Below are 24,826 nucleotides of genomic sequence, written 5' to 3' on the forward strand. Positions count from 1 at the left end.
ATTTTTTGACCATAGTCATATTATTCAGATTGAGGGAACCATGCTTCAGGGCAAACAAAAACGAGCACAGGAAACCCGCCAGCGCATTTTGGTGGCAGCAACAAACCTGTTCAATGAAGGCAACTTCAATGCGGTCAGCACAGAAAGCATTGCGGAGCAAGCCAACGTTTCCAAGGGCACACTATTCGCCCACTTCGGCGACAAGCTTGGGCTGTTTGCCGAGATCGGTTTGAAGGAGCTGAAAACCTGCGTGGATAGCTGCCAGGAAGCAGCAAAAAGCAGCCCTTTGAACGGGCGCGATTTATTGAATCAATCTCTCATGGAAATTCTGGAATACTTTGAAAATCAACCAGAATTCCTGCGCATCTTTATTGACGTTGCAGGCTGGGAAAAAGGCATCAGAGCAGAAAATTTCGTCAATGTCGCAATCAGCATTGATACGCTCTTTCAAAGTATTGTGGAAAGAGGCCAGCAGGACAAATCTATTCGGCCTATAGATCCAAAACTGGGAGCAGTTTCTGTTCGTGCGTTCATGATCCACGTCGCCATTGGCCGTGTCTGCGGTGAGTATAAAGACACGCAAGAGCAACACGCTGAAGTTCAAAAGCTGCTCTCACTGGTGCTCTGAACAGCGCTATACGCCGTAGATATCAAACGCAGTCTTCGGCGCTTTGCCACCTGTCAGCTTGGTCAGCACATAAGGTCGCGTGCCTTTCATATGGTCCGCAGTTTCAAACTCCAGCGCCTCAATCACACCCTCTCGCGGATGCTTCTGCATAATTTCATCCACGCTGGACTTGGCAAGACGGCGATGCCCTGCCCCAAACAGATCACACATCGCCCCGCGATTGACCAGATACGCCTCGTCCCCATGCACCCGCGCCGACACATAGGCATTCAGATGCAGCGCAATCGCATCCCCCACCTTATGCACCGTATCACTGTCATGTCCACAAGCTGATAAATGATGGCAGGCCACCTCCGCCCCAGAGATAGCAAAGCAGCACTCATACACATGGGTCTCGCGATTGTTGATCAGCCCACTGTCATGCAAAATAGCTGCTGAAAACAAAAGCTCCCGATCAAACGGCACACCCGCATACTCCCCCAGCAGCACGCCAAACAGATAAGTCCGCCAGCTGTGATGCAACAATCTCGTATCATGCGTCTCAACAGCAAAATCCAGGCTATCACGCACCAATGCTGTATTAGCAGGCAGCAAAGCCTCCAGCTCAGAAGAAACCGGCGCTAACAAGCCCATCCGGTCTTTCACGCCATCCCCCAGCTCAACCAACTGAGTGCGCACCAGATTACCAACCAGTTTGAGATGCTCCAAAGGCGTCAATCGCCCCTTGCTGTATGCTCCCTCACGCATCCCCCAGTTCAGGCTACCCATCACCTGCGCAGAGGCCCCGCACTGCTTTGCTGTTCCAGACATCACTCTCTCTTCCAAAGACAAAAATAATTATGTACCGTATTGCATCAATATTCTGAGCTCAATATTTTTATGCGAAGCGATACATAAATGAGTCCATCACGCCCACGCGGACGCCCGCGCCTTTTTGACAAAGACGAAGCGCTGAACACAATTCAGCGGATTTTCTGGGAAAACGGTTACTCAGCAACCAGCCTGGATCAGATCTCCGCAGAGACCAGAATCAACCGCCCAAGCCTTTACGCCACGTTCGGCTCCAAGAAGGACATGTACATCAAGTGCCTGGAGCACTTCGCCGAAATGATGGGCAAACGGACAGAAGCAGCAATCCTGTCCGAGACAGACATCTCACGTGGGCTGGAGAAGGTCTTTATGCAGGCCATGGAGATCTACCGACCCAAAGCATCAAAGAGTGATGGCGGCCCAATGGGCTGCTTCGTCACCTGCACAGCCCCATCCGAAGCTGGCGCAGATGAAGAGATCAAAGAAGTCCTGAAAATGGTCCTCGACAAAATCGACCAGACCATGCGCGAAACTGTAGAGGCGGCGATCAAAGACCAGAAAGTCCAACCAAAACAAACCGCTAAAATCACCGGCAACCTTCTGGGCTGCCTGCTGAACGGCCTGTCCCTGCGCGCTCGCTCCGGCACCTCACGAGACGAACTGGAACTCACAGCAAAAGCAGGCATCGAGCAAATTCTTGCATGATATCTGCATGCCAGCGCATCACAGCACACCGCATCATCGGCAAAGCAACGAACGCACCAATCCCCAGGATCGGTGCGTTCGTAGTGCCAAGTAATGACTGATCAGGTCATAGCACCTTGCGCAACAAGGGCTTGATCAATAGCGGCTTTAAACCGGCTCGCCACCTTCGCAAATCCATCAGACGTGCCGTGGATCTCATCCACCCAGTCCGTCAGATTTGGCATAGCCCCTCGGCAGTCAACCACGATGACATTGGCATCGCTCGCGGCCAGACCATCAAGCATGTTATAAAGCTCATCCAACATAGCACTGATGATCTTACGCCCCAGCACGCTTGGAATATTGCGATCTGACAGCGGCTCACCCAGCCACTCATCTTGCGCAGCATGCAGCGGGTCGCGCGTATCCCCTTCCCATCTGTAAGGGAACACGTAATCGTAGCCATGCACGAAGACAGGCATCTCCTGCAGTTCCGCAACACCGCGAATGTCGCTGATCACCCGCTCATAAGCTCCTTTGAGGAAAGCAAGTTTCTCATCAAACACCAAGCGGTCAATGTGCCCCTCCACATCAGTAATATCACCGTTAAAGTCCTTCAGGACATCGAAGAGCACAGCAACACCGGTATCCGGATCCTCGCCAATGACATCATTCCCGGCAGCCGAAAACAGGAACCCGGACACCTGATCTTTGTAGTCTCGCAGCGCTGAAAGATATTCGCGGCGACGCGCCCGGTTCGCACCATACACCATATTTTGCGCCGTATCCCCGGCAGCGTCTAAGGAGTAAATGTTGAAATGCGCGCTGAGATGATCAATGACGTCATCAATCAGGATCGGAAACTGAAACCAGCTATCTCCCTCTGAAATCAGCATAGGTCGTTCAGGATGATCCCTGAGCGCATCCTTGAACCGCCAGTACCGACGTATACGAGAGGCCCAATTACCGATCTGAAGAGCATTCTCAAACTCCTGATCAGCCTCAGTCATCTGCACCATGTCAGGCTTTATTCGAAACTGTATGTCAAACGCACCAGAGTGCTCAACTACATCACAGTACTTCAGAAGTTGTTCCTCAGAAACGTTTGGATCCCTTGCAAGCTTCAAAAACTCATCATATGTAATTTTCATAGTATTCCCCCTCCTAGATTTACAGATAAACTTTACACAAGAGGTGAGTTTATGATTAAGCTTGCCATATGCAGATAACAATTTAAAGGTACTTTTCATGACCCTTAAATTACAAAGTTTAAACAACGTATTACTTGAAAAAGCGACACAGCGAGTGCAGTCCCGCCTCGGGGAATTAAATAAGACGCGCAGCGCAATTCTTGCAGGTACGCAAGCAGAAACAGATAGCCGGGAACGTCTGAAGCTCTACCAAAAACGACAGGCATCACTTGCCTTGTCAGAAGGTCATGCCATCTCCGCACAGCCCTCAATCTTTGAGGATGATACGCAAGATCTTTCTAGGCTGGGCAATGAAGCTCTGATCGGCACGCGCAACGATCTTCTCCCGATCGAGTTCTTTGAATACGGCCTTTATGCCGCTCGTTCAGTTGGCAGAATTGAGCATGTTGAAGGGCTTAGGTTCGGCACCGGCTTTTTGGTCGGCCATGGTCTCATCATGACAAACCATCATGTTTTGCCAAGTGAGCACGAAGCCCGCCAACACTTCTTTGAGCTGGGAGCAGAAGCAAACCGCATCGGCAACCAGACGCCCTCAAAAATCTGTTCCATAGAACCAGACCGCTTTTTCTGGGCAAGTGAAGAACTGGACATCGCAATCGTTGCAGTCGTGGACGAAGACCCAAGCTTCATTCCACTGGACCATTATGGCTGGCACGCCCTCATCCGCAAGCAAGGCAAAATCAAGAAAGGAGATCCGATTAATATCATTCAGCATCCCCTTGGACGCAACAAAGCCGTGATCGTCCATAACAACCACCTTCTGCATATTGAAAATGGAACTGATGCACACATGTTTTGCTGGTATTCCGGCGATACGCAAAAGGGAAGTTCTGGCTCCCCCGTCTTTAACAGCCGCTGGGAAGTTGTCGCCGTGCACCACATGGCAATTCCGCAAACCAACACAGCAGGTGATATTCTGGGCAAGGACGGCGAGCCCATCACCCGGGCAACCGCACGCAGACACCCAGACCAGATCGCCTACGTCGCCAACGAAGGCATCCGCACCTCTCGCATCGTAGATGCATTGGAAGTAGCCCAATTCACCAAAGCCCACCATGCTGACATCCGCGACTTCCTCCTCAAATCCTGGAGCAGCCCCGGCGCCCAACGCAGAGGCCTGCGCGCCGCAGTTAGAAGCGCACAGGCTTTGTAAATGCTTCCTTGTTGACGTCTTGAGCACTCACAAATCATAGTCTACGATACTTGGCAATATTGAACTGCGTCCCTACCAATGACTTGGAATGACAATGGCTTATCCAAACCTTGCACGCGCACGAGATTATATTTTTTCCAATGCAAGGCTTCTTGAAAGGCACTTCTTTTCATTTCACTTTGAAGCAGCATCAGCGAAACAGGTCGAGCAGGCATTAGCCGCCTACCAGCACGAAAATGGCCTTTTTGGCTATGGTTTGGAACCAGACAAACGTGCGTCTGACCCACAGCCCATTGATCAGGCTATTGCGATGGAATTCTTAGATAGCGTCGGAGCAGCCCCCAGCAAGTTCCTGTCCATATGCAACGCGCTTCCTGAACTCACAAACCCTGATGGCGGCTTACCATTTTCGCACCCAACGGTTGAAACTGCTCCACATGCACCTTGGTGGTCGTGCAAAGAGCCGCAACCCAGCTCAATCAACCCGACCGCCGTGATCCTTTCCTACCTTTGGAGAAATGGCATCTCTCATGAATGGATGAAACATGCAGAAGATTTCTGCTGGAATGCGCTGAATAAACTCGACGCAACACGCCCTCATTCCATTCAAAATGCTCTGTTTTTTCTTGCTGCTCATCCAGATACTCAACGGACGGAACGTCCTTTGCGAGAATTTCGGAAGTTAGTGAGACAAGTCACCTGCTTTGACCCAAACGCACAGGACTATGTCTTCTCCCCACTGCGGTTTGCCACAAGTCCCGATGGCCCCGCATCCTCATTCTTCACAAAGGATGAACTCCAGCTTCATCTGGAGGCTCTCATCAATCAACAACAAGATGACGGCGGCTGGCCAATCAACTGGCCAGCAATATCGCCGGGCGTTTTATCAGAATGTCGTGGGATCGTTACTCTAAGAAACCTGAAGCTGCTGAGAGACTACGGTCTGCTTGAAGTCTCTGGAGAAAAGACCAAGGCACACCTACTTGAACATTGAGAGGCCGAAATACCCGAACCTCTCAATGACTAAACTCTCAGCACAACACACTAAGCACCCAGCCGAATCCAGATACCGGGGAACTCATAGGAGTTCGGGCCAATTTGTGTAGCTGGCTTCTTGTTTTGGGTCTGAAGTTCGAAGCTCCCGATGGTCGAGATCTCTAGAACATCACCTGTCGCTGGATCATAAATCATCGCTTTATTAGCTTCTGTTGGATGTCGGATGCCAGCAACCCAATGCATTGTATTTGTATTCGCATACTGCACCAGAATAAGGTTCACCTGACAAAGCTGGAAGGGAATATTAGAGACATTCGAAGAAGTAGCACTCTGTTTTAAGTCGCTTTTAATAAGATCGACTTCTCTATCAAATAAGTTCCCCCCTTTTGCATTCTGTACATTAAAACTCTTAAACAGGTTTTCACCGAAGGTTGTATAGTAAGCAATGTTATTCAACAGACTCGGTGCGAGGGTGCTCGCAACTGCAACCATGCCAGACGGGCTGTTTTCCAAGTCCTGACTACCATCATTTGTCTTATAGGTTGCCTTTGGCGGTTGCAGCTCTAGGTTTCCAGACACTTTGTAGGCTTCTTTCGTAACCTCCTCAGCAACCCGCAACCTAAAACCAGTGAGATAACTCAAACGCCATAGATTGATACGCGCATTCTCATTGGTGAGACTATAGCCCTTCGTTACATCAGCTGCGTCAATCGTTTTTACGTTAGTTGCAGTTGGAAGAAATCCAAGCTCAGCAAGTGCCGCATTCACGCAGTACGCACCGCAGGATTTAGGGGAATGCTGCACGATACCTTTATATAACTCAAAGTTTGCCATTTTTATTTTTCCTTGTTGAGAGCTATGCTCTGCAAGGAAGGACGTGTCGGCGGGTAAACTGTGAAAACGCCAACAGCAGACAAGAAAAAAGCCCCGCTGAAACAGCGAGGCTTTGAATTGGGAACTCTGTCCGGATCAGTGATTGAGGATCTGGGAGAGGAACAGCTGAGTACGTTCATGCTGCGGATTGGTGAAGAATGGCTCTGGCTCATTCTGCTCAACAATCTGCCCCTGATCCATAAAGATCACGCGGTTTGCCACTTTACGGGCAAAGCCCATTTCGTGGGTCACACAAAGCATGGTCATACCCTCTTCCGCCAGACCGATCATCACGTCCAGAACTTCCTTGATCATCTCAGGGTCAAGTGCGGATGTCGGCTCATCGAACAGCATGACCTTCGGGTTCATGCAGAGCGAACGGGCAATCGCCACGCGCTGCTGCTGACCACCGGAAAGCTGACCTGGGTACTTGTTGGCCTGCTCAGGGATCTTCACGCGCTCAAGGTAATGCATCGCAACTTCTTCAGCCTGCTTCTTAGGCATCTTGCGAACCCAGATTGGAGCCAGCGTACAGTTCTCCAAAATGGTCAGATGCGGAAACAGGTTGAAGTGCTGGAAGCACATACCAACTTCACGGCGGATCTCATCAATCTTCTTGAGGTCAGAAGTCAGCTCAATACCATCAACAACGATCTGGCCCTTCTGATGCTCTTCAAGACGGTTGATACAGCGGATCATAGTGGACTTTCCAGAACCCGATGGACCACAGATAACAATCCGCTCGCCGCGCATAACCTTCAGGTTAATGTCGCGCAGAACATGAAAGTCACCATACCATTTATTCATGCCGTTGATTTCGATAGCCACATCGGTATCAGAAATCTGCATTTTTGAGCGGTCCGCCTGAACATCAGCGAGATTTGCGTCACTCATTTTTAATTCTCCGAGTTTCTCTTGGCTTGCGCCAGGCGACTAGCGATGGCCGGTATGCAGTTTGCGTTCCAAATACATCGAATATCGGGACATTGCAAAGCAGAAGATAAAAAACATGAACGCGATAAACGCATAAAGTTCCACAAAAATACCATTCCAACGTTGGTCAGCGAGCGTTGGCGCAACCAATCCAAGAGGATCCATGAGGCCAATAATCAAAACCAGTGTGGTGTCTTTGAACAAGCCAATAAAGGTGTTCACGATACCTGGGATGGAAATCTTGAGCGCCTGCGGCAGAATAATCAGACGCATGCTCTGCCAATATCCAAGACCCAACGCATCCGCAGCTTCATACTGCCCCTTTGGCAACGCAGCCAGACCACCTCGAATAACCTCAGCCATATAAGCACTGGCAAAGAAGGTCACCATGATGACAACACGCAGCACGATGTCAAAGTTCACGCCCTTTGGCAGGAAGTAGTTGAGCAGAACATGCGCAACAAACAACAAGGTAATCAACGGTACACCGCGAATGAACTCAATGAAGATAACCGCCAGAGACTTCACAATAGGCAGGTTAGAACTGCGAGACAGCGCAAGAATAATACCGATAGGAAGCGAGAACGAGATACCGGACACACCGATAATCATGGTCAGCAACAAACCGCCCAGCTTAGTGGAGGAAACCGGCTCAAGACCAAAACCACCCCAAATCAGCCAGAACGCCACAAATGGGTATGCCAGAGAAGCCATCAACGCAGTACCACGCTTTGGCATGCCATCCCAAAGGGCTGGTACAAGGGCCAAAAACAGCAGCGCGAAGGCCAGAATCGGACGCCAGTAAAGCTCGCTCGGGTAAAAACCAAATAGGAACTGGTGATAACGCTCACGAATAACGGCCCAACAAGCACCATTGTCTGTCAGTGCCCGGCATTCATCCAGAGAGTTCGCGTTCCAAACAGAGTCCACAAACGCCCAATTGACCACACCCGGCACGGTCGAATACACCGCAAAGATTGAAAGTAGCGTCAAAATAGTGTTGAGCGGCGACGAGAACAGGTTTTCACGGATCCAGCCGACAGCACCAGTTGTACCCTGGGGAGGTGGCAACTGAGGCTTTTCAGAGGTCGAGACAAAGGCGAAATTATTTTCACTCATGTTAGCGCCCCTTCAGCTTTACGGATTCATTATAAAAATTCATGACTGCTGAAATAGACAGCGAGATCAACAAATATGTTGCCATCAGAAGCAACATGCACTCCATCTCACGGCCAGTCTGGTTCAGTGTAATACCGCCCAGTGTGCCAGTCAGATCCATGTAACCAACTGCAATCGCCAAGGATGAGTTCTTGGTGATGTTCAGGTAGTTGGAGATCATTGGTGGAATGATAATGCGCAAGGATTGCGGCAGAACAACAAGGCTCATGGTCCGCCTTGGACGAAGGCCAAGAGCATACGCAGCTTCAGTCTGTCCCTTGTTGATTGCCATGATGCCCGCGCGGACAATTTCCGCAACAAAAGCTGCAGAGTAGATGGAAAGCGCAAACCAAAGAGCGATAAGCGGAGTCCCGACTTTGAGACCGCCCTTCAGGTTAAAGCGACCTGCAACAGGATAATCAAGACCAATCGGCATACCAGAAGCAAAGTAAGCCAAAACGGCTGGTACAATCAAAATACCAAGACTGATGTAGCCCACGGGCAGAATCTGACCAGTCGTTTCCTGACGCTGACGTGCCCAACGACGGAATACAAAAATGCCAGCGATGGAAGCGAGCAAAACTGCAACAACAATCTGGTAGCCACCATCGAAGGTCAATCCAGGAACATAGAAACCACGGTTTGTTGCATAAACCGCCCCTTCAATAACTGGTGCTTTAAGAGCCTGCTTAGGGGTTGGAAACACATGAATGAAGACAGCGTACCATGCCAGAATCTGCAGCAGCAGCGGCACGTTACGAACGCCTTCAATGTAAACCGCCATCAAGCGAGAGACGACCCAGTTATTGGAGAGACGCAGAACACCGACAAAAACGCCGATGAGTGTTGCAGTCACGCAAGCCAGGAAGGCAACCAGCAATGTGTTGAGCAAGCCAACAAGTGCCGCTTTCCAGTGTCCTGAAGCGGATGTATATTCTACCAGCATCTGACCAATGTCATAGCCTGCTGGCTCAAATAAGAAACCGAAATTGAAATCTTTGCCAAGTGCTTCGAGGTTCTCGACAGCATTGCCGATGAGCATCATCACAACTGACAGAGCAACGATAAGCGCGATAATCTGGATCGTATAAGACCTGTATCGAGCATCTCGCCACAGTTGCGACAACTGGAAGCTATTATCGGCTGGTACGGTTGAAGTGCTCATAAGTAGCCCGCCTTATTTATTATGCTTAGAAAAAAGGGCGCTGTCATCGTGCAACAGCGCCCCTTTTGTCAGATCAAGGTCAGATCAACGGAATGGAGGTGCGTACTGCAGACCACCTTCGGTCCATGTCGCATTCAAACCACGAGCCAGGTTAACTTTGGTCTGTGTGCCGAGGTGACGCTCAAACATTTCGCCATAGTTACCAACGGCTTTGATAGCTACGAGAGCGAAGTCATTGCCCAGTCCAAGGGATGCACCCATTTCACCTGAAGAACCAAGCAGACGCTTAACTTCTGGATCTTTGGAGTTTGCAGCCTGATCGTCAGCATTTGCAGCTGTGATGCCTTTTTCTTCCGCAATCTTCATTGCATTCAGAACCCAGCGGCCAATGTCTGCCCACTGATCGTCGCCATGACGTACGAGCGGACCGAGAGGCTCTTTGGAGATGATTTCAGGAAGAACGATGTGGTCGTCTGCATTCTCGAATGTCGCACGAGAAGCTGCCAGACCGGAAGCATCGGTGGTGTACACGTCACAAGCGTCTGCAAGGTAGTTTGCACGACCTTCGGTGTTTGTCTCAATAGACAGCGGCTCGTAAGACATGTTGTTTGCTGAGAAGTAGTCAGACAGGTTCAGCTCAGTCGTTGTACCAGTCTGGATACAAACGGTTGCACCGTCCAGTTCCTTAGCAGAAGCAACGCCAAGAGACTTCTTCACCATGAAGCCCTGACCATCGTAATAGCTCACACCAAGGAAGGTGAACTTCAGGTCTGCATCACGGGAGAATGTCCATGTGGTGTTACGGGACAGGATGTCTACTTCACCGGAAGCCAGCGCAGTAAAGCGGGTCTTACCAGTGGTTGGTGAGAAATCAACTGCATCCGGGTCACCAAGAACAGCAGCAGCTACTGCACGGCAATAGTCAACGTCAAAGCCCTGCCATTTGCCGTTTTCGTCGGTGTAAGAAAAGCCTGCAAGACCAGTGGAAACCGCGCAGCGCAGCGTACCGCGCTCTTTCACGTCTTCGAGAGTGCCAGCAGATGCTGCAGACAGAGCAGTCGCTGCGAACGCTGCACCCAGCGCAACTGGAAGGATCATTTTTTTCATAGAATTGGAGCCTCTTTTTCTTGTCCAATTTTAAAATTCATCACCGGAAGTAGCAGGCTATTTTCCTCCTCTAAGAAAAACACCCAAGACAGACATGTCAGCGCATGTCCTTAAAGCCCCCCTATTGGCTTCAACCACTCCTCGCTAAGCATTCGATGATATTTCTCTAAAAACGTCAAGAGGTTTTTATTAATAAGTTAGTCTACGAGGTGCTATTCATCAACGATTGCAAAGTTTCTATGCAATTTATATCTCAGTTGCACGCGCTTTAACCATTAATCAAAATTGCAAAATATAGTTCTTTATACACCAGCAAACAAATTAATCCAAACAATACTGAAATAGAGAGGAAATATTACTTAGGCTACAAGCGCAATGAAAAAACTAACCTTAAAAACTGACCGCAAAATCTGAGCAATTTTCTTCAAAAATACGTATTTCACACTAACCTTTACAATCCCACTGCACAAATAATACGCAATTTTACGAAAATCCCACAAGGAAGTCTATCTTCCCTATGGGCAAATAGCGTTCAACTATACTCGTGTATTCAGATTGCATTTATTGCGGATAAATCGCCTAGAAATTCGGGTCCTTGCGTTTTTCCTTGTAGATAAGCCATAGATTTCGGAAATAAATGATCAATCCGAGGCCCTGTCCCGCAATAAAAACCGGATCCTTCTTGACGATAGCGTAAGTCAAAAGGAGCGATCCGCCCCCTATTGAGAAGAACCAGAAAGCCACTGGGACAATGGATCGCCCCACCCGCTCAGAGGCAATCCATTGGATCATAAAACGCATCATGAACATGAATTGCGCGACAAATCCCCAAAGAACCCAGAAGTCCCATTGAGCGACAAAAACATCATAAAGCCAGTCATACAAACCCGAGAACATCAATGGTCCTCCTTCGCAGGAGACACATCCGAATCTGTCACCATCACCACTTCGGGAATGACTTTACGGCGTCGGCGCAACCACCAAACACCAAACAGATCAAGAACCCCAACAAGCGCTCGGTCAAAGATCCCATATTTCGAGACACCGTGCTCACGCTCACGGTCAACCACATCCACGTGGACCACCTCATATCCTTCACGGATCACAAGGGCCGGCAAAAAACGATGCCAGCTGTCAAAGTACGGCAGCTTCAAAAACACATCACGCCGTAACAATTTGAGCCCACACCCGCTGTCCCGCGTATTGTCTTTGAGAATTGCTCCACGCAGCTTGTTAGCCGCTTTAGAAGCATAACGTTTGAAGAGGCTGGCTTTTCGCCCCAGTCTTTGCCCGGCAGCAAGACCAACACGCACACCACCCTTCTCCATCGCCTCAAGCATTTCACGATAATAGATCGGATTATTCTGCCCATCGCCATCGATCGTGGCGACATACGTGCCCCGCGCATGCAACAATCCAGTGCGTACAGAACAACTCTGCCCACCAGACCGTTTATGATGGATCAACCGCAAAAAGCCGTGTTCCAACGCATAGCGCCGCAACACCTCTAGACTATCGTCAGTAGAGCAATCATCAACCACAATGGCTTCAAATCTGTAGTCCTTCAGAGCTTCCGCAATCTCATCCAGCAAAGGAGGAAGATTATCTCTCTCATTCTTCGCAGGGATAACAACGCTGACGTCAATCTCATTTACACCGGCACTCTTGGTCATTCCAGTTACCCCTACCCTGAGACGGAACTCCGCTCAGGCTAAGGACAACAACCTCAATCAGCCCGGAGTGTCTCCGATTGTTTTTGTACGGGAGAAAAACTGTCAGATCGCGCTGCCCGCCAGGACCTCAAACATAAAGCCGCAGAGATACTGCTCATGACCGGTTGCACACCGCCTTTATCATCAAATGAAAACCCGATCCGCCGACGAGCCATCCAACGGGCACAGCAATAAGAAAATGCCCCACCTATGATAATGCCAGCGACAACATCACTAGGATAATGCGCTCCTACAATCACTCTACTGGCAGCAATCCAAAGCCCAACAACAGCAAGCAGCCACCGAAGTCTGGGGGCAATCAATGCTAAAGCAACGATCAGAGCACCAGCTGTTGTCGAATGCCCGCTTGGAAGGCTTGAAAGCTTTGCCTCCCACGCGAAAAAGTCGAAATACATTGGCCCCATTTCATCAAAAAGGGTCGGTCGGGCACGCCCGATATTCCATTTCAGAACAATGGCCAGCAGCCCGCTGACAGCGACAACAAAGAACAGATAACTCCCGTATATCGTCAGATACGACACTGCCATCTTTCTACGAAATGGGAGGCGCTGCCAGCCGCCAAAAATCATTGCTAGAATCCATAGTCCAGTCGGGAACAGGATCCAGTCGGACTTGCCGACATCTGTAATGACCTCGAAAATATCATGATAGGCAACAGGCAGTTTCCGGGCCCAAATCGGGCTACTATGGTCCAGAAAGACCATTGCCAGACCGCATAGCCCAATCAATAAGGCCGCAATATTTTGTGGCTTCAAAAGTGGAGGGAGAGCAGCGGCTGCAACAGAGCTCCGCGCTCTTCGGTTTTTCAAAATTGCTGAGGTTTGTCCAATATGCTGCCTTGCATTATTGCCAGCAACTCGTAAGGCTTCAATCAGGCGCTCTACAATTGAAGGAGTGGAACTCCCTTCCCGCAGAGCATCTTCCTTATAGTTTTTCTCATAAGGCGTTGCACGACTTACTGCCTGTTTGAAAGCCTGAGCTTCGCGGGATTTATCCTTTGGTTGATCCTCGTCCTGAGCTGGACGTTCTAAGGTATCTATGGAGCCATTATCAGTCATTGCGTCGCCCCGCCCGCAGAAAAAATATGTATCAGCAATGCTTTACCGCCATTGATATTCAGGCCAGATACAGTTGATACTTCCGAAGTCCTCATCCCCAACCGAAGAGCTTCCGCATCAAACCGATCCAGCTGCCGTCCTTCCACCAGCACAATTCTGCAGGTCCCTTTAGACACTCCGCTTCTCTGGCTTCCGTCCGCCAGAAAACGCGCTGCAGCTTCTGCGCCAAGTAGTTTTGTTTGCGTGCCCTGCAAAAATACGAAGCTGGGCTCATAAAAACCTGCTGTTGCAACATCTTTCCGCTCACATCCCGGAAGCTGCTCAACAGCTTCGGCAAGACGGCTCGAAATCCAGATGGTCGACAGGGCTGGGCCAGAAAAAGCCCAGAAGCCGACAAACATCAGCAATGCGGAAGCCCCCACCGTCGGCAATGCCCCGATGAGTTCTCCCGCAATCAGTTTACGAGTGGCTGATAACGCAGCAATGACAGCCAACCCACACAGCACAACACCGGGAGGAGACGGCCAGAGATCAAGCAGCAAAGGTCCAACAACAACAGCAATAAAAATGCCCAACGGCACCAACAGGAACAAAAACGCAGAGGCGTATCGCCAATAAATACCGACCTGCTTTGCCCCGTCAGTCGTCAACACACCCGCCGTCAGCAACGCCAACGCTGGCATCATCGGCAGTGTGTAGTGAGGCAGTTTCGTTGAAACCAATTCAAATATGACCCACGACGGGATCAGCCAACACAACAAGAATCTATAACAAACTTGATTCAATTCTTGCCTAATGCCCTTAAAAATCACAAGGAGAAAAGAAGGGATTGGCCAGAAAATTACGAAACTGATTAAGAGGTGTGTGAGTGGTGGAGCACCGTGGGACTCTCGCCCTGTTCCCACTTTACCCCAAAGATCTGCACCAAGAGCGTCCCGGAAGAAGGCACCACTTGTCTCAATGTAAATAGCAACCAGCCATGGTGTAACCAATGCAAGAAACAGCAGAAAACCGGAGATTGGAGCTAATCCCCCCAACCACGAAACACGCCTTTCCCAAACCGATAAAGACAGGATGGTTAGGCCGCATACCATTAGAATAATCGGCCCCTTGATAAGAGTGCCCAGCGCCAACCCAAACCAAAAAAGCATGGCATATGTCCAGAGCGCTTTACTCTGTTGTGCCGTCCAGACACGAGCCAGCGCTCCTTGAGACAACATCACGCAAGCCAAAAGCACCGCATCCGTTTTTGCCAAATGCGCTTCAACATTTAAAATGAGAGCTAACCCAACAAGCAGTGCGCCTAAAAAGGCCTCTTGCTCCCGGAAGAATGCTCGCCCAGCCCAATACGTCAGCAACACAGCTGCAATTGCGCCAATGACAGACGGGAGGCGATAAACCCAGATCGGCGCTCGCTCTCCATATCCCAATAGCTTGGCAACACCCACTTGCGTCCAGTAAATTCCGATCGGCTTTTTATTCCGTGCCAGCTCTTGATAGTGGATGGAAACATAGTTGCCTGTCTCCATCATTTGTTTGGAGGCCTGAGCAAATCTCGGTTCATCACGATCAAGCGGAGGAACAGTCATCAACCCGGGCAGGTACAAGCACAAACATAAAAGCAGAAGAATAATCGGAGCCAACCAGTCGCGCCCTGCCATACGAAGCCAGAGAGCCTGTTGCTCAGGCCTCTCAACCTCGTCGCCACTCACAGACATTGCAAGATTCATTTGCGCAGACATAACCGCCCTAAGGTCCTCCAAACTCCCGAAAAAACACAGACTAAGAGCCTGTTGCTCCCTGAGAACAATACGCAGCTGACCATCTGGAACACATTCCCCAAAACTCCCCACTCAAATGCACGGTGGGCCTAAATCCATAAACTGTACCCTTGGTCGGAAAGCTGAAGAGCACCTGAAGCACCAAGACCGCACCTTCTAAGAACAATCAAAATCAAAGATCAGCTTGGGAATTACGTGGATTATTCGTGAGCGGTACAGTTTCGGCCCAATTTCACGCTTAAGATGAGAGGAACTAATCGGGCATTTCGGGATTACACACGTGCGTTTGGAATTAAAGGCGACGGCAGCCTTGCTGCTGGCAGGAACACTTGCTGGCTGCGCTGGCTTGGGTATGGAGACTTCAAAGGTTGAGTTGTCTCAGATTGCGATCAACAAAAACGAAGCATTGCGCCAGACCAATGCATGGCGTGCGAAGCATTCCCTGCCGCCGATCAAACTGGACCCACACCTCAGCGAAGTCTCTCAAGACATGGCCGATCACATCGCCCGACTGGATTCGCTCAAAACCAGACGCCATTCCTCCTCCAGCCTCATCAGCCGCACTCAGACCGGCGGCTACAAATCCTTTGCAGGCGCAGAAAATCTGGGCGCAGGCTACGCAAACATTTCTGCGGCAATGACAGGCTGGAAAACCTCTCCCGATCACAACAAAAACCTGCTCAACAAAAACGTCACCCATATGGGCATAGCGCGCACAAACCGAGCAGACGGCACCTACCAGAATTTTTGGGTCATGACACTCGCTGCCCCTCAAAAACCAGTGACAGCAACAGGTTTCACAACTGTCTCGCTGCCCTTCCCAGTCCAGTAACTTCCCTTGCGTCGAGAATTGATTAGGGGAATTTTCACCCCGCTTCCTTTACGCAGTTGCAATTCGCACCCATATTCACATTTCCAGCGCGCATTCCCATGAAGAGGCATTGCCTCCTTGAGGGAATACGCGTCCACAATTTCATTTAAAGCAGTCTGGCTCTCCTCCTAAATGGCCCGAGTCCAGCCTGTGTTTTGAATTTCATCGGAGATTTAATATGAGCGAGACCGCAAAGGTTCTTCTGCAAGACTGGAAAACCCCGTTTGGACTTCCCCCGTTCGCACAGATCAAGCCGGAAGACTTTGAGGGCGCATTTGAAGAGGCCTTTAAGGCAGGCGAAGACAACATCAATCGCATTGCTCAAAATTCTGAAGAACCAACTTTCAAAAATACCATCGCAGCATTGGAGCTGGCCGAAGACGCTCTGGAGCAGGTCGCAAGCGTATTCTTCAACCTTTCCTCTGCAGACACCAATGAAACCCTGCAGCAAGTTGAGCGCAATGTTTCGCCAAAACTGGCGGCCTACAGCACTAAGAAGTATTTGAACCCTACCCTCTTCAAGCGTATTGAAACGCTGATGGCGAAGAAAGACACGCTGAACCTGACATCTGAACAGGACCGTGTGCTGGAGCGTTATTACGCAATTTTCCATCGTGCAGGTGCCGGTCTGGACGCCAATGGCAAAACCCGTATCGCGGAAATCAATGAGCGTCTCGCAACACTTGGCACCAACTTCGCGCAAAACGTTCTGGCGGATGAAGCCTCCTACAAACTCGTATTGGAAAACGAAAGCGATCTGGAAGGTTTGCCGGAGTTCCTCGTAAAAGCCGCAAGTGCTGCTGCTGACGAACGCGGAGAACCGGGCAAATACGCCATCACCCTCTCCCGCTCTTCTATTGAACCGTTCCTGCAGTTCTCCAAACGCCGCGATTTGCGTGAGGAAGCCTTCAATGCTTGGGCAAGCCGCGGTGATAATCCCGGTGAAACAAACAACTCAGCCATCGTCCGTGAGACAGTGCAGCTCCGCAATGAGAAAGCCAAACTCCTTGGCTTCGAGAGCTTTGCAGCATTCAAGCTGGATGATGTCATGGCAAAAAACACTGGTGCAGTGGATGACCTGCTCTCCAATGTCTGGGGACCAGCCAAAGCACGCGCATTGGAAGAAGCTGCTGACCTGCAGGATATGGCGCAATCTGAGGGCGACAACATCGAGATCGCTCCGTGGGACTGGCGTTATTACTCCGAGAAGGTCCGCAGCGCCAAGCATGATCTTGATGAAGCTGAGATCAAGCCGTACTTCCAGCTGGATCAGATGATCGAAGCGGCCTTTTATACCGCAACCCGTTTGTTCGGCCTCACCTTCAAAGAGCTGAAGGGGCAAGACGTATATCATCCGGATGTGCGTGTCTTTGAAGTCTTTGACAAAACCGGCAACCATCTCGGCATCTTCATTGGCGATTACTTTGCCCGCGCGTCAAAACGCTCCGGCGCATGGATGAGCGCCTTCCGCTCACAGCAGAAGCTGAAAGGTGACGTCCGCCCAATCATCGTCAATGTGATGAACTTCTCAAAAGCACCTGAGGGTGAGCCAACCCTGCTTACCTTTGATGATGCCCGCACTCTGTTCCACGAATTTGGCCACGGCCTGCACGGCCTCATGTCCAACGTAACGCACCCACTTGTCTCCGGCACCAGCGTGGCGCGGGACTTTGTGGAGCTGCCATCCCAGCTCTTTGAACATTGGCTGGATCAACCGGAAATCTTGAAAAAGTATGCCCGTCACTACCAGAGCGGTGAAGTCATTCCAGAAGAGCTTCTGGAACGTCTGCTGGCTGCTGCAAACTTCAACCAGGGCTTTGCGACAGTCGAGTACCTCGCCACTGCCCTTGTCGATATGGCGATCCATAAAGAAGATAAGCTCGACGATCTCGATCCCGCTCAGATGGAAAAGAAGATCCTCAAGGGCATAGGTATGCCAAAAGAGATCATCATGCGTCACCGCATTCCACACCTCCTCCACGCTTTCGCGGGAGACGGATATTCTGCAGGTTACTACAGCTACCTTTGGTCAGAAGTTATGGATGCCGACGCGTTTGAAGCGTTTGAAGAAACTGGCGATGCATTTGACGCGGATACAGCAGCCAAACTGGAGAAATTCATCTACGCAGCAGGCGGATCTCAGGACCCGGCAAAAGCTTACATGGATTTCCGCGGTAAACTGCCATCCATTGAGCCGCTTCTTAAAGGCCGCGGACTGGTCAATTAAAAATCAGAGAACCAAGTCAGATATCAAAAAGGGCGGACCAGTTGGTTCGCCCTTTATTATGAGAACTCAAAAGGAGAAGGCTAGCCTCTCATCATCCGGTTGAGACCACTTAAGAAAACAAACAGCCAGCCAAGGATCATCAGCATGCCACCCGTAGGCGCAGCAAAGTCAAACAGCTTCTCACCGACAAACAAGCGCTGAGCCAGATCACCACAGAACAAACCAACACCGGCAAACAGCAACAGCATGGCAAATGCAATGCCCTTTGAGCCTGTAATCCCGTGAGCAACCCCCAAGCCGACGAAAGCCGCTGCATGCATCATCATGATTTGAGAGATAATACCAAGATACTGGTTATCGACTGCATGCGAGCTTGCCGCTGAAGTCAAAAGGGCGATAACACCGCAAAACCCGCCAAGCGCCAATCCAAGACCAAGCCCTTGACCAAGTCTAATCCGAGGCTGGTGAACGGGCGCCGCTTCACTTGCACTGTCCGGCATAGCTGCTCCTTAAATCTCAATTCCAAATCACATTCTGCGCGAAACACAAACACGCATCAACTGCATATAGGATAGCCAGTAAAGTTTGCAAAAAACCTCAGCAGCACTCCATGATGTTTAATAGCTGACGAAAGTTGCCACTGAGATATAGTTCTTCAAACTGTATAGAGGAAGACGATGCACGAATCTCTGAGTATCTCGAAACTAGCTGATGTTCCTCAGTTCCTCGAGCCAGCAGCAAAAGGCATGTGGTTGGAATGGTGGGAAGAGGAAGGCCACCCGATTGAAGATGTTTATGAGGAACTCCGCACGAGCCTCAACAAAGAATCCATTCCCACAACATTGATCGCACACAACCAGACCGAGTTCCTTGGCATGGTCATGTTGGTGCAATCAGATATGAGCAAGCGCCCGCAGTACTCACCATGGCTGGCATCCCTATGGGTCGCCCCAGAGCATCAAGGCAAAGGCATCGGCTCCCGGCTCACAAAAGAGCTGGAGGCACTCGCTTTAAACGATGGCACAACACACCTCTACCTCTTCGCAAAACTAAGCTTGCACCGGTTTTATGAAGGCTTGGGGTGGCAGTGCATCGAAAATGACGTGAATGGAGTAGATATTTTCCGCAAGCAATTAAGCTGAAACAGCAGGCCGCTTCATCAGCACCTTATGCAGTCCGGGCCCATAGCCATCCGTCTCAACGGACTCAGCGACAAACCCCATTCTCTCATAGAAGGGACGTGTATGCTGCGAGGTATCGATGTAAACCGCCTGATCTGGATAGTCTTCCGCAATATGCGCAAGCCGGAGTTGCACAAGCGCTCTGCCAATCCCCTGACCGTGCAGTTCACGGCGCACCATACCCCAAGTAAGCCCCACTCCTTTAGCATTCAGGCAATACCCACCAGCAGCAACAACCAGCCCATCTTGCTCGGCCACATAGTATGGATCATCAAGGCTCTTCAGGTCCAGGCTGTATTCTTCCAGCTCAGACTCGATGAAATACTTGGGAACGTTGCCCTTAAAGATCTCAAGGCATGCGTCATAGTCAGCCGTTTGATACCTGCGAAAGTCCATCACACTGTCCTGGGTGGTCTTGGTTCTAAAACATATCGCATGACAGGCAGTTTTCGCCCTTCAGGAAGCGAAGGTTGATACCCCACTTCTTCTGCTCCCATACGCTCATAAAACCCTTTGGCGTGAGGATCAGATACGATCACCAATTCTGACATCTGTTGAGCTTGCAGCCAGTTCTGTATGAAACCAAACATAATCCGCCCGGCTCCCTTACCCATCAATTCCGGTAAGACCCAAAAATCTTCAAGCTCACAGCACTGCTCTGCATCAACGGAAATTGAGAAGACACCAGCAATCCGGTCCTCAGTTTCCAAAACCCAGAAATGCCTGCTTGCCAGAACAACCTCATCAACAATCAGATCAGGCAGCCAGACATCCATCATCTCCTGCGAATAACCCCAATGGCCTTTCGCTGAGAGGATAATCTCATTCATCTCCGAAATATGCTGTGCTCTGGCCCTGATAATATTCAAGTTCAGGCCTCCTTAGATGGAGAAGACTAAACATCTCACGCAAGCTGACACAATCCAATGAGCCCGGACTTATGCTCCGTATTGCCCTCGGGTCGGGTCTGCCACATCAATAATGCGTAAGGATGGTTTCGCTTGCCCCTGCCACGTATCAACACTCAAACTACCAGCAATATGGAGGGGCTTGCCGCGGGCTTGTAAGAGCGCCTTTCCATGAGGTTGGTCTTCCGCTTTAAAAGCAATCGCCTTCAGGTTTGTTCCCTCATTGCCGCCAAGCGTCACACTCACATGGCCTTGTCCAACCACCTTGGAAAATTTGATCGGCACAGATGGCAAGGCAAAGACAGGTTCTGCGTGCGAGGCCCCATAAGGCCCTGCCTGTTCCAGCATATCCAGCAGGCTCAGATTTGCACCGGCAGGCGTCAGCACACCATCAATAGTGAGTTCATGGTCAGCAGAGGCCTGCTCCACATCTTCACTCAGCTGCTCCGTCAAGAAGGCCTCAAACTCAGGCACTTTTTCCTTTTCAATGGTAAGCCCTGCCGCCATCGCATGCCCACCACCTTTGACGAGCAAACCCGCCTCAACAGCTGCACGAACCGCAGAGCCCAGATCAACACCAATGATTGAACGGCCTGAGCCAGTGCCCAAACCCTTTTCATTAAACGCCATAGCAAAAGCAGGCCGGCGGTAACGCTCCTTCAACCGCGAAGCGATCAACCCAACAACGCCCGGATGCCAGCCGTCTGCTCCCGTTAAAAGCACGGCAGGAGGAACAGTGACCTCCATTTTCTGAAATGCTTGCCCCTCGCCTTCTTCCAGCATCACAGCTTCCATGGCCTGACGTTCTTGATTGAGCCGTTCCAGCGTCGCTGCAATGCGCTCCCCCTCAGCCCGGTCATCAGAGGAAAGCAGTTTCATACCAAGAGCTGAATCGCCAATTCGTCCACCCGCGTTAATGCGCGGCCCAAGCATATAGCCCAGATGGTACGGCGTCGGCTTTCCGCTCAACCGGGAAATATCAGCAAGGCACGACAGCCCGACATTCTCACGCCGTGCCATCACTTTAAGCCCCTGCACCACATAGGCGCGATTCAACCCCTTAAGCGGTACCACATCACAAATCGTTCCAAGTGCAACAAGATCCAGTAAATCCATAAGGCGCGGCTCTGCACGCTGCGCAAAAGCACCACGCCGCCGCAATTCTCGGTTCAAACCAACAAGAAACAGGAAGGTGACACCCACAGCTGCCAGATGGCCCTGCCCCGACAAATCATCTTGCCGATTGGCATTCACCAGAGCATGAACTTCCGGAAAGCTCTCATCCACCTGATGGTGATCCAGAACCACCACTTCCAACCCGATCCGCTTAGCTTCATCAAACGCTTCAAACGAGGTGGAACCACAGTCTACTGTAATCAGCAATCGCGCTCCGCCTGCATGAAGCTGATTGATTGCTGTCGGGTTGGGTCCGTAGCCATCAATAATACGATCCGGGATGTAGACATCCGGCTCTGCTCCAAGCTGCATCAGGTAGCGCTTGAGCAAAGCAGAGGACGTCGCCCCATCAACATCGTAGTCTCCAAAGATCGCGATCTTGACGCCTGCTTGCAACGCGTCAGCAACGCGCGCGCAGGCCTTGTCCATATCCACCAGTTTCGACGGATCCGGCATCAGATCTTTAAGGGAAGGATTTAAGAACCCGGAAGCCTCTTCCAGCGCCACGTTGCGCCCGGCAAGCACTCGTCCCACCACCTCAGGCAAGTCTGTTCGTTGAGCAATGGCAAGTGCTTGTGAGAGCCCCTGATCATCAAGCCGCTCACGCCACATACGTGCACTCAAAGACTTTTTGACACCAAGAACGACACGCCGTTCGGCATTGGTTGCATCCAACGTCATAACCATAGAAAGAAACTGCCCGGATTCTCGTATAAAAGCAAAAGGGGCGAGTGCTCAACACACCCGCCCACTCTGTTTATCTAGCTTGAAGGAAGCGCTAAATCAATCCAGATGGAATTTTTCCAGCTGTGTATGCTTCGCTTCAATGAAACGAACAGTGCCGGTCGTGGAGCGCATCACAACAGTGTGGGTGGTGATGTTATCACGGCCCAGCTTCACACCCTTCAGGAAGTTACCAGTTGTTACACCGGTCGCAGCGAACAGAACGTCTCCGCCAGCCATTTCTTCCATGGTGTATTTGCGATTGATATCGTCAATACCCATGCGGCCTGCGCGTTCAACCTGCTCTTCGCGAGTGATCACCAGACGGCCCTGCATCTGACCACCAATACAGCGCAGAGCTGCAGCAGCCAAAACGCCCTCAGGTGCACCACCAATACCAACATAAAGATCGATACCGGTCTCTTCAGGGTCAGTGGTGTAAATGATGCCAGCAACATCACCATCACCAATCAGGAAGATGGAAGCACCGGTAGCGCGGATGTCGTCAATCAGCTTGGCGTGACGCGGACGGTCCAGCACACAGACGGTTACGTCTTTCACTTCACAGCCCTTTGCTTTCGCAACAGCTGTAAGGTTTTCCTGAATTGGGCGATCCAGATCGATGGTACCCTCAGGATACCCCGGACCAATCGCGATCTTATCCATGTAGCTGTCAGGTGCGTTCAGCAAACCGCCTTCTGGTGCCAGCGCGATAACAGCAATGGAGTTTGGCATGTTCTTCGCACAGATCGTGGTACCTTCCAGCGGATCAAGTGCGATATCAACCTTTGGCCCGTCTTTGGTGCCAACCTTTTCGCCAATGTAGAGCATTGGCGCTTCATCACGTTCCCCTTCACCAATCACGACGGTACCGTCGATTGGCAGCTGGTTCAGTTCGCGGCGCATTGCGTCCACAGCAGCCTGGTCAGCTGCCTTTTCATCGCCCCGTCCACGAAGACGTGCTGCAGATACAGCAGCACGTTCCGTAACGCGTGCAAGTTCCAGTGTCAGAATACGGTCAAGAACGTCAGTTGCGTCCTGATGACTATCCGCCATTTAAACCTCTCGGGTGTCCTGTATTCACGTTAAACGTGAGGAAGTATTATTTCAGGTTCTCAATTCGTAACATCTGAGGCTTACCAGATGTTACTTTTTCAGCAGCAATCGCATCCAGAGCTTCGCGCACAGCCAGTTCAGTGGTCTCATGCGTGATAAGAATAACACTTCGCGGTGCTGCAGGATCGCTTACACCATCCTTATCATTTCTGGAATGCGGTCCACGTTGGACAATAGACTCAAGTGAGATCCCTTTGTCCGCCATACAGCGCGCAATTGTGGCGAAAGTACCGGCTACGTCCAACACAGCCAGACGAATGTAATAACCACCTTCATGCGCTCGCATACGCGCTGGAACATAATCTGCAAGTGTTGTCGCAGACTGACTAAACACCGGCAGAGAAACATCACGTGCAATATCGACAAGATCGGAGATCACAGAGGATGCTGTTGCATCACCGCCAGCACCCGGACCGACCAGCACCACTTCACCAACTGCATCACCATCAACAGCAACAGCGTTCAGCACACCATCAATGCGGGCAATCGCAGAAGACTTCGGCACCATAGTTGGATGCACGCGCTGTTCGATCCCTGTATCAGTACGCTGAGCAACACCCAGCAGTTTGATCCGATAACCCAGCTCATCCGCAGCGCGAATGTCAGCCGTCGTGATGGAAGTGATCCCTTCCACATAGATCGCATCGGCATTCACTTCACAGCCAAACGCAAGGCTGGTCAGCAGAGCAAGCTTGTGTGCGGTATCAAACCCTTCGATGTCAAAGGTTGGATCAGCCTCCGCATATCCAAGACGCTGCGCATCAGCAAGACACTCAGCAAACGACAAGCCTTCCTGCTCCATCCGCGTGAGGATGTAGTTACAAGTGCCGTTCATGATGCCGTAAACGCGGGACACATCATTGCCCGCAAGGCTCTCACGCATGGTCTTGATGATTGGAATACCACCAGCAGCAGCGGCCTCATAGTTGAGGCTCACATCTTTGGCTTCTGCAAGGTGTGAGAACGCAACCGCGTGCTTCGCCAGGAGCGCTTTGTTAGCTGTGACGACGTGTTTTCCAGTCTCTAACGCAGTGCGAACACTCACCTCAGCCGGACCATCTTCACCACCAATCAGCTCCACAAAAACATCAATCCCGTCGAACTTGGCAAGTTCAACGGGATCTTCAAACCAGGTCAATCCATCCAGATTAACACCACGATCTTTAGAGCGGCTGCGAGCACTCACAGCCACTACTTTGATAGGTCGGCCACATCGATTGGCAAGAACATTCGCCTTGGCCTCGAGGATACGCACCAACGAAGCACCGACGGTTCCTAGACCAGCAACGCCAACTTTCAAAATATCAGTCATAAATACCCAGTATCTTTAGGTG

At 50.7% G+C, this 24,826-nt stretch carries 24 protein-coding genes; 7 read left to right on the plus strand and 17 right to left on the minus strand.

Going from position 1 to position 24,826, the window contains the following annotated elements; all coding sequences use genetic code 11:
• The first annotated feature begins 40 nt into the window (after positions 1-40).
• On the plus strand, positions 41-628 hold the full coding sequence (locus PsAD26_RS18185) for a TetR/AcrR family transcriptional regulator (RefSeq protein WP_063311575.1): 588 nt from the start codon (positions 41-43) through the stop codon (positions 626-628).
• Between the two features lie 6 nt (positions 629-634).
• Here PsAD26_RS18185 and PsAD26_RS18190 read toward each other — a convergent pair whose 3' ends face one another.
• The gene (locus PsAD26_RS18190; RefSeq protein ID WP_063311576.1) at positions 635-1,438 is read right to left on the minus strand and encodes an HD domain-containing protein; all 804 of its coding nucleotides are present in this window, start codon (positions 1,436-1,438) and stop codon (positions 635-637) included.
• Positions 1,439-1,525: 87 nt separating this feature from the next.
• Here PsAD26_RS18190 and PsAD26_RS18195 point away from each other — a divergent pair, with 87 nt between their 5' ends.
• Positions 1,526-2,143, plus strand: a complete 618-nt coding sequence (locus tag PsAD26_RS18195) for a TetR/AcrR family transcriptional regulator (RefSeq protein WP_084403733.1) — start codon at positions 1,526-1,528, stop codon at positions 2,141-2,143.
• A gap of 101 nt (positions 2,144-2,244) precedes the next feature.
• Here the strand turns inward: PsAD26_RS18195 and PsAD26_RS18200 are convergent, their stop codons facing one another.
• Positions 2,245-3,273 (minus strand): hypothetical protein, encoded by a 1,029-nt coding sequence (locus PsAD26_RS18200; protein ID WP_063311577.1) that lies wholly within the window; start codon positions 3,271-3,273, stop codon positions 2,245-2,247.
• A gap of 97 nt (positions 3,274-3,370) precedes the next feature.
• Between PsAD26_RS18200 and PsAD26_RS18205 the strand changes: the two genes are divergently transcribed.
• Both PsAD26_RS18205 and PsAD26_RS18210 read left to right on the plus strand, forming a co-directional pair.
• Entirely contained in the window at positions 3,371-4,486 is a 1,116-nt protein-coding gene (locus PsAD26_RS18205; RefSeq protein WP_063311578.1) for a serine protease, read from the plus strand.
• A 94-nt stretch (positions 4,487-4,580) separates the two neighbouring features.
• On the plus strand, positions 4,581-5,480 hold the full coding sequence (locus PsAD26_RS18210; protein ID WP_063311579.1) for a hypothetical protein: 900 nt from the start codon (positions 4,581-4,583) through the stop codon (positions 5,478-5,480).
• Between the two features lie 50 nt (positions 5,481-5,530).
• On the opposite strand, the gene PsAD26_RS18215 is transcribed toward PsAD26_RS18210, so the two are convergent.
• From PsAD26_RS18215 to PsAD26_RS18255, 9 genes are all read right to left on the minus strand, one after another.
• On the minus strand, positions 5,531-6,316 hold the full coding sequence (locus PsAD26_RS18215) for a hypothetical protein (RefSeq protein ID WP_063311580.1): 786 nt from the start codon (positions 6,314-6,316) through the stop codon (positions 5,531-5,533).
• A gap of 135 nt (positions 6,317-6,451) precedes the next feature.
• Entirely contained in the window at positions 6,452-7,249 is a 798-nt protein-coding gene (locus PsAD26_RS18220) for an amino acid ABC transporter ATP-binding protein (RefSeq protein WP_063289166.1), read from the minus strand.
• A 39-nt stretch (positions 7,250-7,288) separates the two neighbouring features.
• On the minus strand, positions 7,289-8,407 hold the full coding sequence (locus PsAD26_RS18225) for an amino acid ABC transporter permease (RefSeq protein WP_063311581.1): 1,119 nt from the start codon (positions 8,405-8,407) through the stop codon (positions 7,289-7,291).
• A 1-nt stretch (position 8,408) separates the two neighbouring features.
• The gene (locus PsAD26_RS18230; RefSeq protein ID WP_063311582.1) at positions 8,409-9,611 is read right to left on the minus strand and encodes an ABC transporter permease subunit; all 1,203 of its coding nucleotides are present in this window, start codon (positions 9,609-9,611) and stop codon (positions 8,409-8,411) included.
• An 84-nt stretch (positions 9,612-9,695) separates the two neighbouring features.
• Positions 9,696-10,718 (minus strand): amino acid ABC transporter substrate-binding protein, encoded by a 1,023-nt coding sequence (locus tag PsAD26_RS18235; protein WP_063311583.1) that lies wholly within the window; start codon positions 10,716-10,718, stop codon positions 9,696-9,698.
• A gap of 579 nt (positions 10,719-11,297) precedes the next feature.
• Positions 11,298-11,615 (minus strand): lipid-A-disaccharide synthase N-terminal domain-containing protein, encoded by a 318-nt coding sequence (locus PsAD26_RS18240; RefSeq protein ID WP_057464408.1) that lies wholly within the window; start codon positions 11,613-11,615, stop codon positions 11,298-11,300.
• Complete coding sequence (locus tag PsAD26_RS18245) at positions 11,615-12,391, minus strand: glycosyltransferase family 2 protein (protein WP_063311584.1); 777 nt, start codon at positions 12,389-12,391, stop codon at positions 11,615-11,617. The genes PsAD26_RS18240 and PsAD26_RS18245 overlap by 1 nt, the downstream gene beginning before the upstream one ends.
• A 53-nt stretch (positions 12,392-12,444) precedes the next feature.
• The gene (locus tag PsAD26_RS18250; protein ID WP_063311585.1) at positions 12,445-13,509 is read right to left on the minus strand and encodes a phosphatase PAP2 family protein; all 1,065 of its coding nucleotides are present in this window, start codon (positions 13,507-13,509) and stop codon (positions 12,445-12,447) included.
• Positions 13,506-15,251 carry a glycosyltransferase family 39 protein gene (locus PsAD26_RS18255; RefSeq protein ID WP_208985750.1) on the minus strand — a complete coding sequence of 582 codons (1,746 nt, stop codon included), beginning with the start codon at positions 15,249-15,251 and terminating at the stop codon, positions 13,506-13,508. Before PsAD26_RS18255 ends, PsAD26_RS18250 begins: the two co-directional genes overlap by 4 nt.
• A gap of 319 nt (positions 15,252-15,570) precedes the next feature.
• On the opposite strand from PsAD26_RS18255, the gene PsAD26_RS18260 reads away from it, so the two are divergent.
• Both PsAD26_RS18260 and PsAD26_RS18265 read left to right on the plus strand, forming a co-directional pair.
• Positions 15,571-16,122, plus strand: a complete 552-nt coding sequence (locus PsAD26_RS18260) for a CAP domain-containing protein (protein WP_208985751.1) — start codon at positions 15,571-15,573, stop codon at positions 16,120-16,122.
• Between the two features lie 217 nt (positions 16,123-16,339).
• Entirely contained in the window at positions 16,340-18,388 is a 2,049-nt protein-coding gene (locus PsAD26_RS18265) for a M3 family metallopeptidase (protein WP_063311586.1), read from the plus strand.
• A gap of 80 nt (positions 18,389-18,468) precedes the next feature.
• On the opposite strand, the gene PsAD26_RS18270 is transcribed toward PsAD26_RS18265, so the two are convergent.
• Positions 18,469-18,888 (minus strand): DUF423 domain-containing protein, encoded by a 420-nt coding sequence (locus PsAD26_RS18270; protein ID WP_063311587.1) that lies wholly within the window; start codon positions 18,886-18,888, stop codon positions 18,469-18,471.
• 177 nt (positions 18,889-19,065) lie between these two features.
• On the opposite strand from PsAD26_RS18270, the gene PsAD26_RS18275 reads away from it, so the two are divergent.
• Complete coding sequence (locus PsAD26_RS18275) at positions 19,066-19,530, plus strand: GNAT family N-acetyltransferase (protein WP_063311588.1); 465 nt, start codon at positions 19,066-19,068, stop codon at positions 19,528-19,530.
• Here the strand turns inward: PsAD26_RS18275 and PsAD26_RS18280 are convergent.
• The 5 genes from PsAD26_RS18280 to PsAD26_RS18300 all read right to left on the minus strand — a co-directional run bounded on the left by PsAD26_RS18280 (position 19,522) and on the right by PsAD26_RS18300 (position 24,804).
• Entirely contained in the window at positions 19,522-19,965 is a 444-nt protein-coding gene (locus tag PsAD26_RS18280; RefSeq protein ID WP_063311589.1) for a GNAT family N-acetyltransferase, read from the minus strand. The genes PsAD26_RS18275 and PsAD26_RS18280 overlap by 9 nt on opposite strands.
• Entirely contained in the window at positions 19,965-20,438 is a 474-nt protein-coding gene (locus tag PsAD26_RS18285; protein WP_063311590.1) for a GNAT family N-acetyltransferase, read from the minus strand. Before PsAD26_RS18285 ends, PsAD26_RS18280 begins: the two co-directional genes overlap by 1 nt.
• A gap of 69 nt (positions 20,439-20,507) precedes the next feature.
• Complete coding sequence (recJ, locus tag PsAD26_RS18290) at positions 20,508-22,340, minus strand: single-stranded-DNA-specific exonuclease RecJ (RefSeq protein WP_084403734.1); 1,833 nt, start codon at positions 22,338-22,340, stop codon at positions 20,508-20,510.
• A gap of 96 nt (positions 22,341-22,436) precedes the next feature.
• Positions 22,437-23,432 carry a class II fructose-bisphosphatase gene (glpX, locus tag PsAD26_RS18295; RefSeq protein WP_063297481.1) on the minus strand — a complete coding sequence of 332 codons (996 nt, stop codon included), beginning with the start codon at positions 23,430-23,432 and terminating at the stop codon, positions 22,437-22,439.
• 46 nt (positions 23,433-23,478) lie between these two features.
• Entirely contained in the window at positions 23,479-24,804 is a 1,326-nt protein-coding gene (locus PsAD26_RS18300) for a homoserine dehydrogenase (RefSeq protein ID WP_057464399.1), read from the minus strand.
• Positions 24,805-24,826 lie beyond the last annotated feature (22 nt).

Source organism: Pseudovibrio sp. Ad26 (assembly GCF_001623285.1).
In the GTDB taxonomy this organism is placed as follows: Bacteria; Pseudomonadota; Alphaproteobacteria; order Rhizobiales; family Stappiaceae; genus Pseudovibrio; species Pseudovibrio ascidiaceicola.

Excerpts from the sequence above, each read along its gene's own strand:
- PsAD26_RS18255 (WP_208985750.1), bottom strand. The coding sequence starts at position 15,251 with ATGTCTGCGCAAATGAATCTTGCAATGTCTGTGAGTGGCGACGAGGTT.
- PsAD26_RS18270 (WP_063311587.1), bottom strand. The coding sequence starts at position 18,888 with ATGCCGGACAGTGCAAGTGAAGCGGCGCCCGTTCACCAGCCTCGGATT.
- PsAD26_RS18215 (WP_063311580.1), bottom strand. The coding sequence starts at position 6,316 with ATGGCAAACTTTGAGTTATATAAAGGTATCGTGCAGCATTCCCCTAAA.
- PsAD26_RS18240 (WP_057464408.1), bottom strand. The coding sequence starts at position 11,615 with ATGTTCTCGGGTTTGTATGACTGGCTTTATGATGTTTTTGTCGCTCAA.
- PsAD26_RS18230 (WP_063311582.1), bottom strand. The coding sequence starts at position 9,611 with ATGAGCACTTCAACCGTACCAGCCGATAATAGCTTCCAGTTGTCGCAA.
- glpX (WP_063297481.1), bottom strand. The coding sequence starts at position 23,432 with ATGGCGGATAGTCATCAGGACGCAACTGACGTTCTTGACCGTATTCTG.
- PsAD26_RS18250 (WP_063311585.1), bottom strand. The coding sequence starts at position 13,509 with ATGACTGATAATGGCTCCATAGATACCTTAGAACGTCCAGCTCAGGAC.
- PsAD26_RS18195 (WP_084403733.1), top strand. The coding sequence starts at position 1,526 with ATGAGTCCATCACGCCCACGCGGACGCCCGCGCCTTTTTGACAAAGAC.
- PsAD26_RS18300 (WP_057464399.1), bottom strand. The coding sequence starts at position 24,804 with ATGACTGATATTTTGAAAGTTGGCGTTGCTGGTCTAGGAACCGTCGGT.
- PsAD26_RS18275 (WP_063311588.1), top strand. The coding sequence starts at position 19,066 with ATGCACGAATCTCTGAGTATCTCGAAACTAGCTGATGTTCCTCAGTTC.
- PsAD26_RS18185 (WP_063311575.1), top strand. The coding sequence starts at position 41 with ATGCTTCAGGGCAAACAAAAACGAGCACAGGAAACCCGCCAGCGCATT.
- PsAD26_RS18205 (WP_063311578.1), top strand. The coding sequence starts at position 3,371 with ATGACCCTTAAATTACAAAGTTTAAACAACGTATTACTTGAAAAAGCG.
- PsAD26_RS18220 (WP_063289166.1), bottom strand. The coding sequence starts at position 7,249 with ATGAGTGACGCAAATCTCGCTGATGTTCAGGCGGACCGCTCAAAAATG.
- recJ (WP_084403734.1), bottom strand. The coding sequence starts at position 22,340 with ATGGTTATGACGTTGGATGCAACCAATGCCGAACGGCGTGTCGTTCTT.
- PsAD26_RS18200 (WP_063311577.1), bottom strand. The coding sequence starts at position 3,273 with ATGAAAATTACATATGATGAGTTTTTGAAGCTTGCAAGGGATCCAAAC.
- PsAD26_RS18280 (WP_063311589.1), bottom strand. The coding sequence starts at position 19,965 with ATGGACTTTCGCAGGTATCAAACGGCTGACTATGACGCATGCCTTGAG.
- PsAD26_RS18265 (WP_063311586.1), top strand. The coding sequence starts at position 16,340 with ATGAGCGAGACCGCAAAGGTTCTTCTGCAAGACTGGAAAACCCCGTTT.
- PsAD26_RS18235 (WP_063311583.1), bottom strand. The coding sequence starts at position 10,718 with ATGAAAAAAATGATCCTTCCAGTTGCGCTGGGTGCAGCGTTCGCAGCG.
- PsAD26_RS18190 (WP_063311576.1), bottom strand. The coding sequence starts at position 1,438 with ATGTCTGGAACAGCAAAGCAGTGCGGGGCCTCTGCGCAGGTGATGGGT.
- PsAD26_RS18245 (WP_063311584.1), bottom strand. The coding sequence starts at position 12,391 with ATGACCAAGAGTGCCGGTGTAAATGAGATTGACGTCAGCGTTGTTATC.
- PsAD26_RS18225 (WP_063311581.1), bottom strand. The coding sequence starts at position 8,407 with ATGAGTGAAAATAATTTCGCCTTTGTCTCGACCTCTGAAAAGCCTCAG.
- PsAD26_RS18210 (WP_063311579.1), top strand. The coding sequence starts at position 4,581 with ATGGCTTATCCAAACCTTGCACGCGCACGAGATTATATTTTTTCCAAT.